This window comes from Streptomyces sp. NPDC051219 (assembly GCF_040682335.1).
In the GTDB taxonomy this organism is placed as follows: domain Bacteria; phylum Actinomycetota; class Actinomycetes; order Streptomycetales; family Streptomycetaceae; genus Streptomyces.
In genome coordinates this window covers 1-14271 of sequence record NZ_JBFBAS010000036.1, presented here as the reverse complement: position 1 = coordinate 14271, position 14271 = coordinate 1, and the positions used below count along the sequence as shown (strand labels likewise).

13 protein-coding genes and 1 pseudogene are annotated in these 14271 nt (G+C 70.1%); 4 read left to right on the top strand and 10 right to left on the bottom strand.

What is annotated here, in order from left to right; all coding sequences use genetic code 11:
- Positions 1-7 precede the first annotated feature (7 nt).
- Positions 8-1222: a lycopene cyclase family protein gene (locus AB0M62_RS28855; RefSeq protein ID WP_366077236.1), complete on the bottom strand. Its 1215-nt coding sequence runs from the start codon at positions 1220-1222 to the stop codon at positions 8-10.
- A gap of 285 nt (positions 1223-1507) precedes the next feature.
- Here AB0M62_RS28855 and AB0M62_RS28850 point away from each other — a divergent pair, with 285 nt between their 5' ends.
- From AB0M62_RS28850 to AB0M62_RS28840, 3 genes are all read left to right on the top strand, one after another.
- Complete coding sequence (locus tag AB0M62_RS28850) at positions 1508-2203, top strand: GntR family transcriptional regulator (RefSeq protein ID WP_366077235.1); 696 nt, start codon at positions 1508-1510, stop codon at positions 2201-2203.
- A complete protein-coding gene (locus AB0M62_RS28845) occupies positions 2200-3582 on the top strand; it encodes a hypothetical protein (protein ID WP_366077234.1) in 1383 nt (460 codons plus the stop codon). The genes AB0M62_RS28850 and AB0M62_RS28845 overlap by 4 nt, the downstream gene beginning before the upstream one ends.
- A gap of 112 nt (positions 3583-3694) precedes the next feature.
- On the top strand, positions 3695-5596 hold the full coding sequence (locus tag AB0M62_RS28840) for a GMC family oxidoreductase (protein ID WP_366077233.1): 1902 nt from the start codon (positions 3695-3697) through the stop codon (positions 5594-5596).
- Here AB0M62_RS28840 and AB0M62_RS28835 read toward each other — a convergent pair.
- From AB0M62_RS28835 to AB0M62_RS28805, 7 genes are all read right to left on the bottom strand, one after another.
- Positions 5526-6419: an oxygenase MpaB family protein gene (locus AB0M62_RS28835; RefSeq protein WP_366077232.1), complete on the bottom strand. Its 894-nt coding sequence runs from the start codon at positions 6417-6419 to the stop codon at positions 5526-5528. The genes AB0M62_RS28840 and AB0M62_RS28835 overlap by 71 nt on opposite strands.
- Positions 6420-6602: 183 nt before the next feature.
- The gene (locus AB0M62_RS28830) at positions 6603-6842 is read right to left on the bottom strand and encodes a hypothetical protein (protein WP_366077231.1); all 240 of its coding nucleotides are present in this window, start codon (positions 6840-6842) and stop codon (positions 6603-6605) included.
- Positions 6826-7077, bottom strand: coding sequence for a DUF6400 family protein (locus tag AB0M62_RS28825; protein ID WP_366077230.1), 252 nt, complete (start codon positions 7075-7077; stop codon positions 6826-6828). Before AB0M62_RS28825 ends, AB0M62_RS28830 begins: the two co-directional genes overlap by 17 nt.
- Before the next feature lie 229 nt (positions 7078-7306).
- A complete protein-coding gene (locus AB0M62_RS28820; protein ID WP_366077229.1) occupies positions 7307-7456 on the bottom strand; it encodes a hypothetical protein in 150 nt (49 codons plus the stop codon).
- A gap of 117 nt (positions 7457-7573) precedes the next feature.
- Positions 7574-8323: a restriction endonuclease gene (locus AB0M62_RS28815; protein WP_366077228.1), complete on the bottom strand. Its 750-nt coding sequence runs from the start codon at positions 8321-8323 to the stop codon at positions 7574-7576.
- Positions 8324-8460: 137 nt separating this feature from the next.
- Entirely contained in the window at positions 8461-9699 is a 1239-nt protein-coding gene (locus AB0M62_RS28810) for a cytochrome P450 (RefSeq protein ID WP_366077227.1), read from the bottom strand.
- Positions 9700-9904: 205 nt separating this feature from the next.
- Complete coding sequence (locus AB0M62_RS28805; protein WP_366077226.1) at positions 9905-10441, bottom strand: hypothetical protein; 537 nt, start codon at positions 10439-10441, stop codon at positions 9905-9907.
- Positions 10442-10599: 158 nt separating this feature from the next.
- Here AB0M62_RS28805 and AB0M62_RS28800 point away from each other — a divergent pair, with 158 nt between their 5' ends.
- Positions 10600-12018 (top strand): FG-GAP repeat protein, encoded by a 1419-nt coding sequence (locus AB0M62_RS28800; protein ID WP_366077225.1) that lies wholly within the window; start codon positions 10600-10602, stop codon positions 12016-12018.
- A 47-nt stretch (positions 12019-12065) separates the two neighbouring features.
- On the opposite strand, the gene AB0M62_RS28795 is transcribed toward AB0M62_RS28800, so the two are convergent.
- Positions 12066-13361 (bottom strand): ricin-type beta-trefoil lectin domain protein, encoded by a 1296-nt coding sequence (locus AB0M62_RS28795; protein WP_366077224.1) that lies wholly within the window; start codon positions 13359-13361, stop codon positions 12066-12068.
- A gap of 126 nt (positions 13362-13487) precedes the next feature.
- Positions 13488-14154 (bottom strand): annotated as a pseudogene (locus AB0M62_RS28790) (coagulation factor 5/8 type domain-containing protein); the annotation flags it as partial.
- Positions 14155-14271 lie beyond the last annotated feature (117 nt).

The window sequence follows — 14271 nt, the reverse complement described above, 5'->3', positions numbered from 1 at the left end:
GCAGGCTTCATCCGGCCGGCGGGCGCCGGGACACCCAGGGGAGCTCCGCGACGGTGCGAAGCATCGGCCGTACGGGTGTGTGCAGTCCGATCAGGAAGTCCTCGTGCCATCCGGTGCAGCCGTCGAGGAAGCGCAGGAGCCGCTCCGTGGGCACTTCGCGGAACAGCTTGGCGAAGAACGCCGCGCCGCTGACGCGCCCTGTGTCCAGAGCCCGCAGGAACACCGCGTCCAGGGTTCGTGCCCTCAGCGGGTGAGGGGGACGCACCCTCGGTGGCCGACCGCTGAGCAGAGCGTCCGCGATGGCTCGGGTGTGGCGTTGTACGGCGGAGAACGTATAGCCCGTCGAGGGGCGCGTCGCCCCGCCGGCCGCCCCGATCAGGAACACCGACCTGCCGGCCCGGTGCGGAAACCGCGCATCGGTCATCGGGATCACCCCCTGCTCGGTGGCGGTGACCGTAAGGTTCCCGCGTCCCAGCCCGGGGCCGAGTCCCAGCACGTCGGCGGTGTAGTGGCGCAGGGCTCTGTCGTACGCCTCGTCGTCGAGGACGGTACGGGAGAACTCCGTGTACTCGACCAGAGCCTCCCTGGGGCCCAGCGGCAGGACGTAACCGAAGGAGAGCCCGTGGCCGGGCTGCGGCGTACGGAAATCCATCAGATCGGCGACGCCCACCTCGAAGACCGGCTGTTCGGTGCGGACGAACCAGCCCCGGAAATGCTGGAGGAGTGTCGTGCGGGCCGGTGGGAGCCGCCGGGGCGGCCGGGAGTCGAACACCCAACGGGCGCGCAACCGGACCTCGCGCCCATTGGCGTCACGGCCTCGGACTTCCGCGCCGCCCGGGCGATCGTGCACCGATTCGACCGTCGCCTCGTGCCTGACGCAGGAGGACCGGCCCAGCCGTTCGTCGACCATCGCTTCGAAGGCCCCGGATCTGATCATCTTGTACCGCAGCGGTGCGGGCCGGCCCACCACCGCCTCGCCGTCCGCGCCGGTGATCCTCAACCGGTGCCAGGACCCGGCCAGAGCCCGGTCGTACTCACCTCCGGGCTCCTCCCAGAAGCACCACGTGCGCTCTGCGGGCCGCAGCGGTCCCGCCGGAGCGTCGACGAGAGCCACGGACATGAGGGCGCCCTGGCCGTGGCGGGGGGCAGGGGCAGCAAGCCGGTAGGCGAGTGACAGCCCGGAAGCGCCCGCGCCCACGATGACGACATCCGCGTCCCACACGGTGCCTCCTTCCCAACGGCGACGACGACGTGCTGTGCGGGATGCTGACACTTCCGTACTTGACGGCCCGTCGTATGCACTCGCCGCCCGTGTGTCGCCACTCCGTGGGTTGCTGCGCCGTCGTTCGCCACCCCGTGCAGCGCCGTCGGGCGGACTGGCGAGCCGGATCCCGGCCGGGGGGGGCCGGTCCTTGTTCCGCTTGGCCGGTTCTGCTCCGGTTCGGTTATTGACACCCATTCAGCTCAATGGTTCAGTGGCTCATCCACTGAGCCACTGGAGGTCTGGATGGAAACTCTGCCGCGCGAGACGCTCGTCGACGTCCTGGAGAACCGGTTGCGCGAGGACATCCTCGCCGGCCGGCATCCGGCCGGCAGCCGTCTGCCGCCCGAGCGGGAACTCGCCGACGGATACGGCGTCACCCGCACGACTCTCAAGCACGCCTTCGCACGGCTTGCACAAGCAGGGCTGCTGGAGACCCGCCACGGGGTCGGCACACGCGTGCGCGACTACGCCCGGCTCGGCGGCGCCGACCTCCTGCCGATGCTCGTCCGGCACAGTCCCCACTGGATGAGCGAGGTCTTCGAAGTCCGCCGCAGCATAGGCGCCTTGATCGCCTCGCGCGCGGCAGCGAACGCTACTGCCGGTCAACTCGACGAGCTGCGGGAGCGGTTGGCAGCCGTGCGGGCGGCAGAGGGCGGCGCCCCGGCGCAGCTGGCCGATGTCGAGGTGCACCGTGCCCTGGCACGGGCGACCGGCAACCGCGTCTATGTGCTGCTCACCAACACCCTGTTCAACGCGTACCTGCCGGTGCGCGCGGCGTTCGTGGGACCGTTCACCGAAGCACGGGCGGCCCACGACCGGCTGGTCCCGGTGGTGGAGGCAGTGGCCGCGGGCGACGAGAATGCGGCGCACGCGGCCGCCGAGGCATACCTGACCGCCACCGAACGGATCATGCTGGACGGTCTGGGGAACGTCGCATGAGCAGCCGGGGCACGGCCTTCACGGAGACGATGCTCGGGACCGTCCGGCTGGACGGTGACGACCGGGACCGCGCTGTGCGGCTCGACCTCCGGGCGCAGGCCGACACGGTGATGCTGCCGCACCGCGCCACCGAGGCCAGGCTGACCGGGCGGGTGCGGATCACGGGCCTGGCCGACGATCCGGCTGCCGAAGGCGAGTTGCTGATCTCCCCGCTCGCGCACCGCCGGATCCGCTACCGGCTGTCGTTCTCCCTGAGCGGCCGTCGGATCACGGTCGAGGGCTGGAAGTCGGTCTCGCCCTGGCGGCCGCTGTCTTCGATGACCGTCCTGCCGTACACGTTGTACGAGGCCGGGAAACCGATCGGCGCCGGTACTCTGCGCTTCCCCGTGACGACCGGGCTCCTGCCGTTCCTGACGAGCTTGCGTTTCCCGCCGCAGGCGGAACAGCACATGGCACCGCGCTGGGACGGCACCCCGGGCCGCACCGAGGTCTGGTACACCACACTGACCGACCCGGCGACCGGCAGTGGCGTCTGGTTGCACCACGAACTGGTCGCACCGGCTGACGGTGCTGAGCCGTACGCGCACGGCTGGGTGGCGGTGTTCCCCCGGGGCGGGCCCGTCCAGCATGCCCGCTTCGGCCCCGAGAAGTGGCAGCGCAGCGCACAGGGCTTCACAGCGGACGGCGTCGCAGCCGAACCCGGACAGCTCACCGGCTCCGTCGGCGACTTCCGCTGGTCGCTCACGGAAGAGCCACAGGACGGACCGCTCTACACCTTTCCCCGCTGGTCCTGGCGGCGTCCGCTGCTGCCGGCCGCGCAGATCCTGCCCGCCGCCCGCGCCACGTACACCGGGACCGTTGCATATGGGGAACGGGAACTCCGCCTGGACCGGGCACCGGGCGCGAGCGCCCGCATCTACGGCCATGGCAACGCCCGGCGCTGGGCCTGGCTCCACGCCGACCTCGGCGGAGGCGACCTGCTGGAGATCGTCGCGGCCGTGTCCATGCGGGCGGGACTCGACAAGCTTCCCCCGCTGGTGTTCCTACGACTCCGCAAGTCCGGCCGCACCTGGCCACGCCGCGCGGAACGCAGCGCGATCGGCTGGGCCGGGCTGGGCCGCTTCCGCGCGGACATCGGCCTGCCGGTCTGGCGGGTGACCGGGCGGGCGGGACTGCGCCGCATCCGGGTCGAGGTGACCCAGCCGCAAGAGCGCACACTGTCCCTGGCGTACGCCGACCCCGACGGCGCCCCCGCGACCTGCCACAACTCCGAGACGGCGGACACGGTGGTCAGGCTGGAGCGCTGGTGGGGCCACTGGCGCCCGGAGGCGGAATGGCGGCTGGCGGGAACGGCCCACGCCGAGGTCGGTGTCCGATGACCAGTTCGGATCGGTATCCGGCCACCGGCGGGGGCGCGCTCCGCCCGGCCGGGGCGGGGCCACGGCGCGTCCCCCTGACTGTCCACGCCCGCGCGGCGAAGGGAGGGACACGGTGAGCCGCAGTACTGCCGGGCTCGTCGCGGCGGTGCTCGCCGACGACGGGACGGAACCCTGGGCCGCCGCCGTGCCCGGGCGGCTCGATGCCGTGCTCGGCTCGATGCCCCTGCCCGCCCGGGCAGCCGTACGGGGCGCAGCCGCCGTTGCCGACGCATACGCCGTCGTACGCACCGGGCGACGGCTTGCCGGCCTCCGCGCCGACGAGCGCGAGAACGTCATGGCCGCCCTCGCCGCCCGTCCGTCCCTGGCACCCCTGCTCGACGCGCTCAAGGTGCCGCTGCTGCTCGCGGCCGGGACCGAGCGCATGCTCCAGCAGCGCGTACAGAAGGACATGGGGACGCTGCCCTTCGCACCCCCCGACGATCCCCCGCTCGACTGCGTTCCCGTCGCGGAGTGGCCCTCGCGGTCCACCGCCGACGCGGTGGTCGTCGGCTCCGGCGCCGGAGGCGCGATGGCCGCGCGTACCCTGGCCCGCGCCGGGTTGCGGGTCCTTGTTCTGGAGGAGGGCCGGCACCACACCACCGCCTCGTTCGGGCGGCGGGCGCCGCTGGACCGGTTCGCCGAGCTGTACCGCGACGGCGGCGCAACCATCGCGCTCGGCAGCCCACCGCTCGTGCTGCCGGTGGGGCGCGCGGTGGGCGGCACCACCGTCGTCAACTCCGGTACCTGCTACCGCACTCCGGACGCCGTGCTGGCACGCTGGCACGAAACGTACGGCTTCCGGCCGGCCGCCGGCTTCGGACCGTACCTCGACGAGGCCGAACGCACCCTGAAGGTCGCGCCCCAGCCGCTCGACGTGATCGGCAACAACGGGCTCATCGCGCTCGCCGGAGCAGACAGGCTCGGCTGGCGGGCATCGCCCCTGCGCCGTAACGCCCCCGGCTGCCGCGGCTCGTGCCAGTGCGTCGTCGGCTGCCCCACCGGAGCCAAACAGAGCGTCCAGCTGTCCGTGCTGCCGGACGCCTGCGCGGCGGGCGCCCGGATCATCACCGGCGCCCGGGTACGCCGGATCCTCACGGACCGCCACCGGCCGGGAGGCGCACGGGCCTCCGGTGTGCTCGTCAGGCGCCCGGACGGCAGCGAACTGGAGATCCTCAGCCCGCTGGTGGTCGTCGCGGCAGGCGCGCTGCAGTCACCGCCGCTGCTGCGCCGCTCGGGTCTCGGCAGTCATCCCTGGCTCGGTCGCAACCTCAGCGTGCACCCCGCCACGAGCGTCGCGGGACGCTTCGCCGAACCGGTGACCGCTTGGGAAGGCGTCCTGCAGAGCGTGGGTGTCGAGGAGCTGCACCAAGAGGGCGTACTGATCGAGGCTACCGCCACTCCACCGGGTATGGGCAGTTTCGTACTGCCGGGTCTGGGGCGGGAGTTGCGGGGCGAACTTGAAGCGGCGGAGCACCTGGCCACCCTCGGGGCGATGATCGCCGACCGCCCGTCGGGCCGTGTCCTGGGCCGCGACCGCACACTGCTGCGATACGACCTCGACCCGCGTGACGGCCGCCGGCTGCTCACCGCCGTACGGGCGATGGGCAGACTGCTCTTCGCGGCGGGCGCCCGAGAGGTACTGACCGGTATCCCGGCCTTCCCGCGCGCGCGTACACCGGACGACCTCGACAAGCTCCTCGCATCCACCGACGCGCGGCAGTTGCATGTCTCCGCGTTCCATCCCACCGGTACGGTGGCTGCCGGCGCCGACCCCCAGCTCGCTCCGGCCGACCCGGAGGGCAGGCTGCGTGGCGTACGGGGGGTGCTGGTGGCCGACGGCTCAGTGCTTCCCAGCTGCCCCGAGGTCAATCCGCAGCTGAGCATCATGGCCGCCTCGCTGGCGGTCACGGAGGGCCATCTGTCTGCTCTGGGTGAGGCGGAGCGGGTCTCATGGCCCAGCGGATGGTCCGGGTGAGTGCGTGCCCGGCCGGCCGTACGCATGGCCCCTCGACACCCGGCAGGCGGGGCAGTGCGAGCAGCCGACGCGCCCACGGAGGGAGCATGGACACGGAGTTCGCGGCGAGGACGGCGTACGGGGCCCGGGCAATCCGGGGGAGGGGTGGGTGGAGGAGTATGAAACGCGCCGCCTCGCGCGCCTCCTGCGTGGCGCGCAGTTCCGGCCGGTAGGCGGCGAGCTGGTCCGCAAGCTCGGCCTGGGTGCGCGGCGGGTCGATGACACCGAGAGCTGCCGCTATCCGTGACATGTCGGCGACGTACGCGTCGCAGCGGGCGGTGTCCAGCGGACGGGCGCCGTAGCGCTGGTGGGCGCGGAGGAAGCTGTCGACTTCGGCGATGTGCACCCAGGCGAGCAGGTGCGGGTCGGCGGCGTGGTAGCTCTCTCCGGTGGCGGTGGTTCCCTTCACCCGGTCGTGCACGGCACGCACGTGATCGACTGCCCGCTGGGCGTCCTCCGCGGTCCCGTAGGTTGTCATCGCGAGGAAGGTGCTGGTGCGCTGCAGCCGCCCCCACGGGTCGCCGCGGTAGCCGGAGTGCGCCTCCACGGCAGCCATGGCCAGGGGGTGCACAGACTGCAGCAGCAGGGCCCTCAGCCCGCCGATGAACATCGACGCGTCGCCGTGGACCCTGCGAATGGGCTGGTCGGGACCGAACCAGCGGGGCCCCGGGGTGTCGTGGATACGGGCGCGCGTGTCCGGGCCGGCGGGGCCCGCGACGTGGGTGAACAGCCCGCTGCCCAGTCGCTCTCGCAGGCCGTAGCCCCTGCGGGTGGATACGTTCACCTGACAAGTATCCGCCTGGACCGCTGATGCGTCAGCAGGTCACCGAGGTGCAGGTGCGGACACGACGGTCTCCGCGAGCAGGTCGTGTGGGCCGGGGTCCGGCCGTCCTCGTCCGAGGCGGGAAGTACCGGGCGGTCCGGCTCTGCCGAGGTCTGATACGGCAGTGCTCCGTACCGGACCGTTTCATGATCGCTTATCCCGGTCCGTGCGCCCCCGCCTGCCGGTCTCGAGAGACCACATGTGGGTGCAGCCGGGGCACTGCAGATGTACGAGCGTGCCCTTGTTGGAGATCAGGTAGCGCCAGTGCTCACGGCAGTTCCGGCGGTCGGCGCAGGTACCGCAGTCCCGTGCGTCGTCGCAGGCCGGACAGGGCACCCAGGCGCGGCGGGCGATGTCCGCCTGCGGATCAATGGGCAGCCGCACGACCGGGCTCCCCTCCGGGAAAGACACCGGCCGCCACGAGCATGTCGTACGTGCGCTGCTGGTCGGCGTCGAGGCCCGAGTAGAGCAGCGCGTACGCCGCCTCCTCGTCGTGCAGGGCGGTGACCGGATCCCAGTCCGGCCCGAGCGCCGCGACGACCTCGGCCCGTCGCCGGGCCTCCTCGAAGGTCAGGTCGATCGTGAACGGTATGACGCCGGGCGCGTGATTCTGGTCCATGGCGAGACTTCCGGTGGTGCTGTCGTGGGTCCGCCACGTCTACCAGAGGCCCCGCGCCGCGTGAAGCGGCAAGAGGATCGGGCTCCTGGAGCGAAGCCCTCTCAAGAGGCTCCTTATACAGGGCAAATCAATCCACATCTGGATAGTTGAGGCGGTGAAAAGCACTGCTATAGGCGCTTTCGAGGCATAAATCGGATCTGTGCAGATGTGACGCACTTCATCGAGCGGCTCAGCCGTGTGCGGCGTGCCGTGGCGCGCTCGCCCGAACCTTGGACTTGGAGGACGGGCCGCCTGCCCGGTGCCGGGCCGGATGCGAGCGGGCGCGAAGGAGCAGGACGGCGAGCAGCAGTGGGGCGGTGAGGAGTACGAGAGTGAACATTCCTTGCCTCACTTTCCGATAGGCCGGGACTGTTCGCCTCACCGCACCGGCCCCCGGCAAACCTTTCTCACCCGAAATGGGTTGGCTGTCCGCTGTTTCTCGCCCTCTTCGACGTCGTCAGCACTCCCCCCTCAACTCCGCTCGCGGGGCAGCCGTCGGCCCCCACTCCCAGGGCGGACGACCAGTGCCATCGGTCCACGCATCGAGGGCCTGCTGGTCGATGCACAGAATGCCGCACTGAGCCGCGTAGTCGGCGGCGGGCTCGGTGTACTCGCTGGTGGTCACCACGGCTGCGACATGCGCGCCGTGCACGGCGAAGCACGTACCACCGAATCGCTGCAGATCCTGGGAACCGACCTTGTTGGCCGGCCCATAGCACTTGCACTGGATGACAATGCGGCGGCCGTCGGGGGCCGTTGCCATGACATCGGCTCCCAGATCGCCCGCTCCGCCGACCACCTGAACGTCCTCACAGCCGTCCCGCACACACAGCTCGGCTATCGCCTGCTCGAACGTGAACGCGTCCATTGCCGCGTAGTCAACACAGTCGGGGGTGTCATGGGAGTCCGCCCAATCCGCCGTGTCCGCCGCCACCGCAGTCTCCGCGGGGTCACGAGAGTCGAGGACATGGTGGGTGACATCCACGACCGCATCCGACGTCATACCGGCCGCGCGACGCCGCCGCATTCGCCCGACCACCGGCATGAGCCCGAGGAGGCAGGCGGCCAACACCACCGAAGCAACGGGGTACTTCTCGGCCGACCGCAGAGCCACCTTCGCCGTGAGCCCGGCACCGCAGACGAGGATGGCGATCAGTCCAAAGCCAACCGCTGTCTGCCGGAGGCTGAAGGCCGGCCGACGCGTCACGGACTGAGGCCGACGATCGGGTATCGTCATCTGCGGTGGCCACCCTCTCACTTGACTGACTCAAGATCACTTCCAGTCGGTCATGTGCCCCCGCCGGTGGTATCCATCCCACACCCCGCAGGCGAGACGCCGGCGGGCTACCCGGCGGCCGGGCGGAGTCGGACCGGCAGGTACTGGTGGCCGTTGGAGATCAGCGAGGGCACCAGCTGCAGTTGTTCCGCGGCGACAGCGAGTTCGGCGTCGGGGAAGCGCCTGAAGAATGCCTCGAGGGCAACCACAGCTTCGAGTCTGGCCAGGGGCGCCCCGAGGCAGAAGTGGATGCCGTGCCCGAATGCGAGGTGCTCCGGACCCGGCGATCTACGGGTGATGTCGAAGTTGTCGGCGCTTTCGCCGTGCCAGTCGGGGTGGCGGTTGGCGGCGGCGTAGGAGGCGAGGATCGCCTCACCTTCACGGATGATCCGACCGTCGGGCAGGGGGATGTTCCGGACGGCGTACCGCAGCGGCACGTGCTTGACGGCCGGCTCCAGGCGCAGGGTTTCCTCGACCACGTCCGACCAGGTCGCCCGGCCGCAGCGGACGTGGTCGAGCTGCTCGGGATGGGTCAGCAGCGCGGTGACGGCCTGGTCGATCAGGTTGACGGTCGTCTCGTAGCCCGCGCTGATCATCAGCAGGAGCGTGTCGCGGAGCTCGCTCTCCGGCAGCGCCGACCCGTCGCCCTCCTCGTCCCGTGCAGCGATGAGCAGCGAGGTCATGTCGTCGCCGGGATCGGCCCGCCGTGTGGCGATGAGGTTGTCGAGAACGGCGTAGAGACGAGTGGTGTTGGCGGTCGCCTGTTCGGGGGTGAGGGTAGTGGAGAAGACGCCGTCGACGAGAGCCCGGAAGTCCTGCCGCTGGTCCTCGGGAAGGCCCATGAGGTGGCTGATGACCTGGATCGGCAGCGGGTAGGCAAAGCGCTCACGCAGATCGGCCGGCTCGCCGGGCTCGGTGTCCTCCAGGTCGTCGAGCAGGGCGGTGACGATTTCCTCGACGCGCTTCTCGAGCGCGGCGATGCGCCGGGCGCTGAAGGCAGGCGCGACCAGTCGGCGAAGCCTGCGGTGTTCGCCGCCGTAGGCGGTGAACATGTTCTCGACCGCGACCCACAAGGCGAGCGGCCACGTCTGTATGACATCGGCGAACTCCGGCCAGTGCCGACGGGCGTCCTTGGAGACATCCGGGCTCGTCAGCAGCTTCTTGAGCAAGGCGGGGTCGGTGACGGACCACGCCGTGACTCCGAGGATGTCGACACGGGCCGCCGGGCCGTGAGCGCGCAGTGTCCGGTCTTCGGTGTGCGGGTCGGCGCCGGTGGGGTCGAGGACGAAGGGCTTGGGCTGTAACACGGCGGGGTTCTCCAGTTCCGGGCTGGGACGGGGGAGAAGGGAGGCGTCAAGGTCACCTGCAGGGCAGTGGGGCACAGTGGAACGGGCCCACGAGTCAGGCTAGTTCGTCGATGGGGACGGAGATGAGCATCTGGGGCAGGACGGCCAGGAGGTGGCTGATAGTGGTCCAGGCGATCAGGGAGAAGTCATCATTGCGCCGGCACGCTCACTGCCCGGCGGACCGCCTGGAGCTGATGGCTCCCTCCGCAACCGTCCATATCGCCGTGCCCCACAAAGAGAGGGCGGCGGTGAGCCCCACCACGAGACGTACCGACTCCGCGGGGCCGTCCGCGACCCACACCACCATGCCTGCTGCCCCGGCCGCGACCAGCAGGACCGACGGGACGAGGAGCCGGGGCTGCTCGAACACCCTCGCCAGGGGCAGGAAGTGCAGCCCTACGACAAGGGCGACCAGGGGAGGGACGAGTACGGGTACCCCGGCCAGACCGCACACCACAGCGACAACGACGATCAGCAGCCATTGAGCACCGTTGATCTGGTTGAACCGCAAGCGCTGGTGGGCGGAGAAGCGCAGCCCTGCTGCCTGGCTCAGGAAATGGCGAGCGGCGAGCATGAGTGCCACCGCGACGACGCATCCGGCAACGACCGGGACCAGCCGTGCGGGCCCGTTGAACGCGCTGGTGCCGAGCAGCCACCAACCGAGCCCGAAGAGGGCGAGGAACCCCACACCTGACTTGAACATGATCGGCACTCCAGGCCTGGTGACTCCTCCCTCGGGAGGCGGTGTGGGTGTGTCTGCCGCTCCTCATGTCATTGCGCCATGGTTTCGATCATGAGTGAATGCACGCTACAGGAAGTCGTGGCCGGGGGCGGTGCCCCTGGTCGGGGGGAGGAGAACACGTGGGCAGACGGATGACCCGCACTGCGGCGGTGGCGTTGGTCGCGGCGGTGGTGGCAGGTGGGGTGGCGTTTCCCGGTACGGCCGTGGCTGTGGCGATGCCGAGCCCGGCAGACATCAATGGCGACGGATACGGGGACGCGGTGCTGCCCGCGCCGGGTGCGACGGTGGCGGGCAAGGAATATGCCGGAGCGGTGGTCGTACTGTACGGATCGTCCCGCGGGCTGTCCGCCGGGCGGCGAGTCCTGTTGACCCAGAACTCGGCGGGCGTGCCTGATTCCTCCGAGGCCTGGGACTGGTTCGGTAGTTCGGCCGCACTGGCGGACCTGGACCGGGACGGCTACTCGGACCTTGTCGTCGGAGCTCCGGGGGAGGACTACACCGGCGCAAAGGACGCGGGAACGGCTGTCGTCCTATGGGGAGGGAAGCAGGGACTGACAGCAGGGGCCTCTCTTCCGACCCGCAAGGAGACGCAATGGCATGCAGGCCGTGATGTGGCCGCGACATCCGGGCCTGCCGGAGCGCAGGTCCTGATAGCGAACGGGAACAGTGCCACGCATCTGGCCGGACCCTTCACCAGGACAGGAAGGGCGGCGAAGGCCACCCTGCATGACGAAACCGGTTGGGCGAACTCGGTGACGCTGGGCGACCTCAATCGAGACTCGGTCGCGGAAAGGGTGCTCATCAGCGGCCGGATGGGGGGCCAAAGCGGAGGCTTCATCTACGTCAACAGCGAGCCGTTCGTCTATCCCTACCCCCGGGTGAACGGGGACGGGCGCATCTCGGTGGTGGGAGACGTCAACGGCGACGGATACGGCGACCTGATCGTCGGGGATCCGGACGAGCCGACCGGAGAAGGTCCGGTCGGCCACATCGGCGGCGCCGTCCATGTCTGGTTCGGGTCGCCGCAGGGCGTTTCGGAGACCGACGAGCCGATGACCATTCACCAGGACACCTCGGGCGTCCCCGACCCCGGCGAACGCCACGACGACTTCGGCGCCGCGGTGGCCGTCGCCGACATGGACCGGGACGGCGTGGCCGACATCATCGTCGGCGTGCCGGGCGAGTCCTTCGGCTCGTCGCGCCGCGCGGGGAACGTCGTGGTCATTCCGGGCCGTCGGACGGGACAGCTCGGCCTCGCCGCCTACAACTTCTCCCAGAACACGGCCGGCGTGCCGGGAACCGCGGAGCCGGACGACTTCTTCGGAGCCAGCCTGGCGGTGGCAGACACCAACCGCGACGGGCGGCCGGACATCCTGGTCGGCGCGTACGGGGAGGACAGTATGCAGGGCGCGGTTTGGTCGCTGCCCGGGGGAACGTCCCGGCCCGCATACTCTTCCGCCGTCGCATTCGGCCTGGCTGCCGTCGGTCTGTCACCCGTGTCCGGAAGCATGCTGGGCGGCGAAGACAACAGGGTCTGACCCCGGGCGGGGGCGGCACGCCCCGCCCGGGCCCGGCACTCAAGTCCTCAGGGGCGCGTGAGCGTCCACTTCTGATTGGCGGCTCCGGTGCAGGTCCAGATCTGCAGGCGGGTGCCGTTGGCCGGGTTGTTGCCCGTGGCGTCAAGGCACTTGTCGGCCTGCGGGTTGACGATGTCCTGGGCGCCGGTGACGGTCCACCGCTGATTCGCGCCGCCGGTGCAGTCCCACAGGTGGACGGGCGAGCCGTTCGCCGTTCCGTTCTCGGCGATGTCGAGGCACTTGCCGAGGGCGCGGACCGTGCCGTCCGTACCCACGCTCCACTGCTGCGCATTGGTCCCGTTGCAGTCGTAGAGCTGTACGGGGGTGCCGTTGGCGGGATTGGCTCCCGCGACGTCCACGCACTTGCCGGCCAGGCCGGTGATTGGTCCGGCAGTGGCCGGCGCGTCGTCGCCCGTGCTGACGCGCACATGGTCGACGACCAATTGCTGCGGGAGGACAGTGGTGTTGTCTGGGTCGCCCGGCCAGTAGCCGCCGACGGCGAGGTTGAGGATCAGGAAGAAGGGCTTGTTGAAGACCCATGTCCGGCCGCCGAGGTCGGCGGGCGTACGGCGCTGGTAGACCGTTCCGTCGACCGACCAGGCCACCGAGCCGGGCGACCAGTCCACCGCGAAGGTGTGGAACGCATCGGCGAACGCCTGGCCCCCGGGGAGGGTGTAGGCAGCGCCGATTCCGCCGGAGCCTGAGTATCCGGGGCCGTGGAGGGTGCCATGGACGGTCGACGGCTCGAAGCCGACGTTCTCCATGATGTCGATCTCGCCGGAGTCCGGCCAGCCGACCTGGCCGATGTCGTTGCCCAGCATCCAGAACGCCGGCCACATGCCCTGGCCGCGCGGCACCTTGATCCGTGCCTCGATATGCCCGTAGGCCTGGGTGAACGTGCCGGCCGTGTTCAATCGGGCGGAGGTGTACTCACATCTGCCGTACCAGCACTGGTAGTTGGACGGATTCTCCCGGCGGGCGGTGATGACGAGATGGCCCTGGCCGTCGAGCGCGGCGTTGCGGTTTCCGGCCGTGTAGTACTGCCTTTCGTGGTTGTTGACGTTGTCGCCGGTCTCGATCTGCCATTTGCCGGGGTCGACGGCTGAACCTGCCGGCCCGTCGAAGTTGTCCTGGAACGTTACGGCGGTGGCGGCCGCGGCGGGTGCGGTGACGGGGGAGCGGTGGGTGCGGGTCGCCGTGGCTGCGTCCGGGCTGTTGGCTGTTGGGGCGGCAAGGGCCGCTGCGAGAGCCGACGCCGACAGCATGCAGAGCAGCAGGCGTCGCATAGGGCGGGGGGAGTCCATGACTCTCCCTTCCGGTGTACGGAGGGGGTGGGGGGTCTGGCATGGATATGACAGGAACTTAGTTCACCTCGTGATTCAAGAAGTGAACTAAGCGCCTGTCAAGACCTTGGTATGGACCTGCGCGTCTCAGGGGTACGAGACGACAGTCGAAGGAACGGTCGATGTACCCGATGTGGGTGATCCGGTGGAGTTGATGACATGCTCGTACTGGCCGTTGCCCCCCAGCGAGACCACCAGCAGGTCGTGGAACCTCACCCCTGGCTTCACGGGCGCCTGGAAGCCGTGTTCCTGACGGATGGTCGGGTCAACGTTGTAGTAGCAGTAGCTGCCCAGGCCCCAGCCCTCGTGGGTGTCGACGGAGTCGGCGACTCTGTAGGCGGCGTACCCCTTGATGCCGCCGTTCTGGATCGCCGCCTGGTTGGGCGCGTCGTACGCCTTCTCGTTCTGGAAGAAGATTGTGCGGCCTCGTTCCCCGTACCACTCCACGTCGTACTTGGCGGAATGGTCCGCGGAGGAGCCCGCGGGCCCTATCTCCAGCAGGGTGGGGGAGTTGACGGGACCCGCGTCGATGAGGAACCCCGGCCAGCTTCACACCGTCGACGTCGGCGACCTTCATCGCCGCGACCCCGTTGTCCGGAACGATCGTGGCCAGGCCCAGACCCAGCACGACGGTGCCGGGTCGGGTCACGTTGATCGTCTGGTCGATGTGGTAGATGCCCGGGGTGAACAACAGGTTCAGCCCTTGTGTGAGGGCCGCGTTGATGGTCGCCGCGGAGGCACCCGGCTTGACGACTTGAAGTGCTCTCCCGGCTGGAGCCGGGAGATTCCTGCTTACCTCGCGGCAGCGGGCTTGACGCGCTTCGCGCGCCTGACGACTGCCCTCCCGGCAGCCGGGATGAGCGCGTGGCCC

What these genes read in the sequence shown, in the direction of transcription:
- AB0M62_RS28850 (WP_366077235.1), top strand. Translation starts at nt 1,508, where the DNA reads ATGGAAACTCTGCCGCGCGAGACGCTCGTCGACGTCCTGGAGAACCGG.
- AB0M62_RS28845 (WP_366077234.1), top strand. Translation starts at nt 2,200, where the DNA reads ATGAGCAGCCGGGGCACGGCCTTCACGGAGACGATGCTCGGGACCGTC.
- AB0M62_RS28825 (WP_366077230.1), bottom strand. Translation starts at nt 7,077, where the DNA reads ATGGACCAGAATCACGCGCCCGGCGTCATACCGTTCACGATCGACCTG.
- AB0M62_RS28820 (WP_366077229.1), bottom strand. Translation starts at nt 7,456, where the DNA reads ATGTTCACTCTCGTACTCCTCACCGCCCCACTGCTGCTCGCCGTCCTG.
- AB0M62_RS28805 (WP_366077226.1), bottom strand. Translation starts at nt 10,441, where the DNA reads ATGTTCAAGTCAGGTGTGGGGTTCCTCGCCCTCTTCGGGCTCGGTTGG.
- AB0M62_RS28795 (WP_366077224.1), bottom strand. Translation starts at nt 13,361, where the DNA reads ATGGACTCCCCCCGCCCTATGCGACGCCTGCTGCTCTGCATGCTGTCG.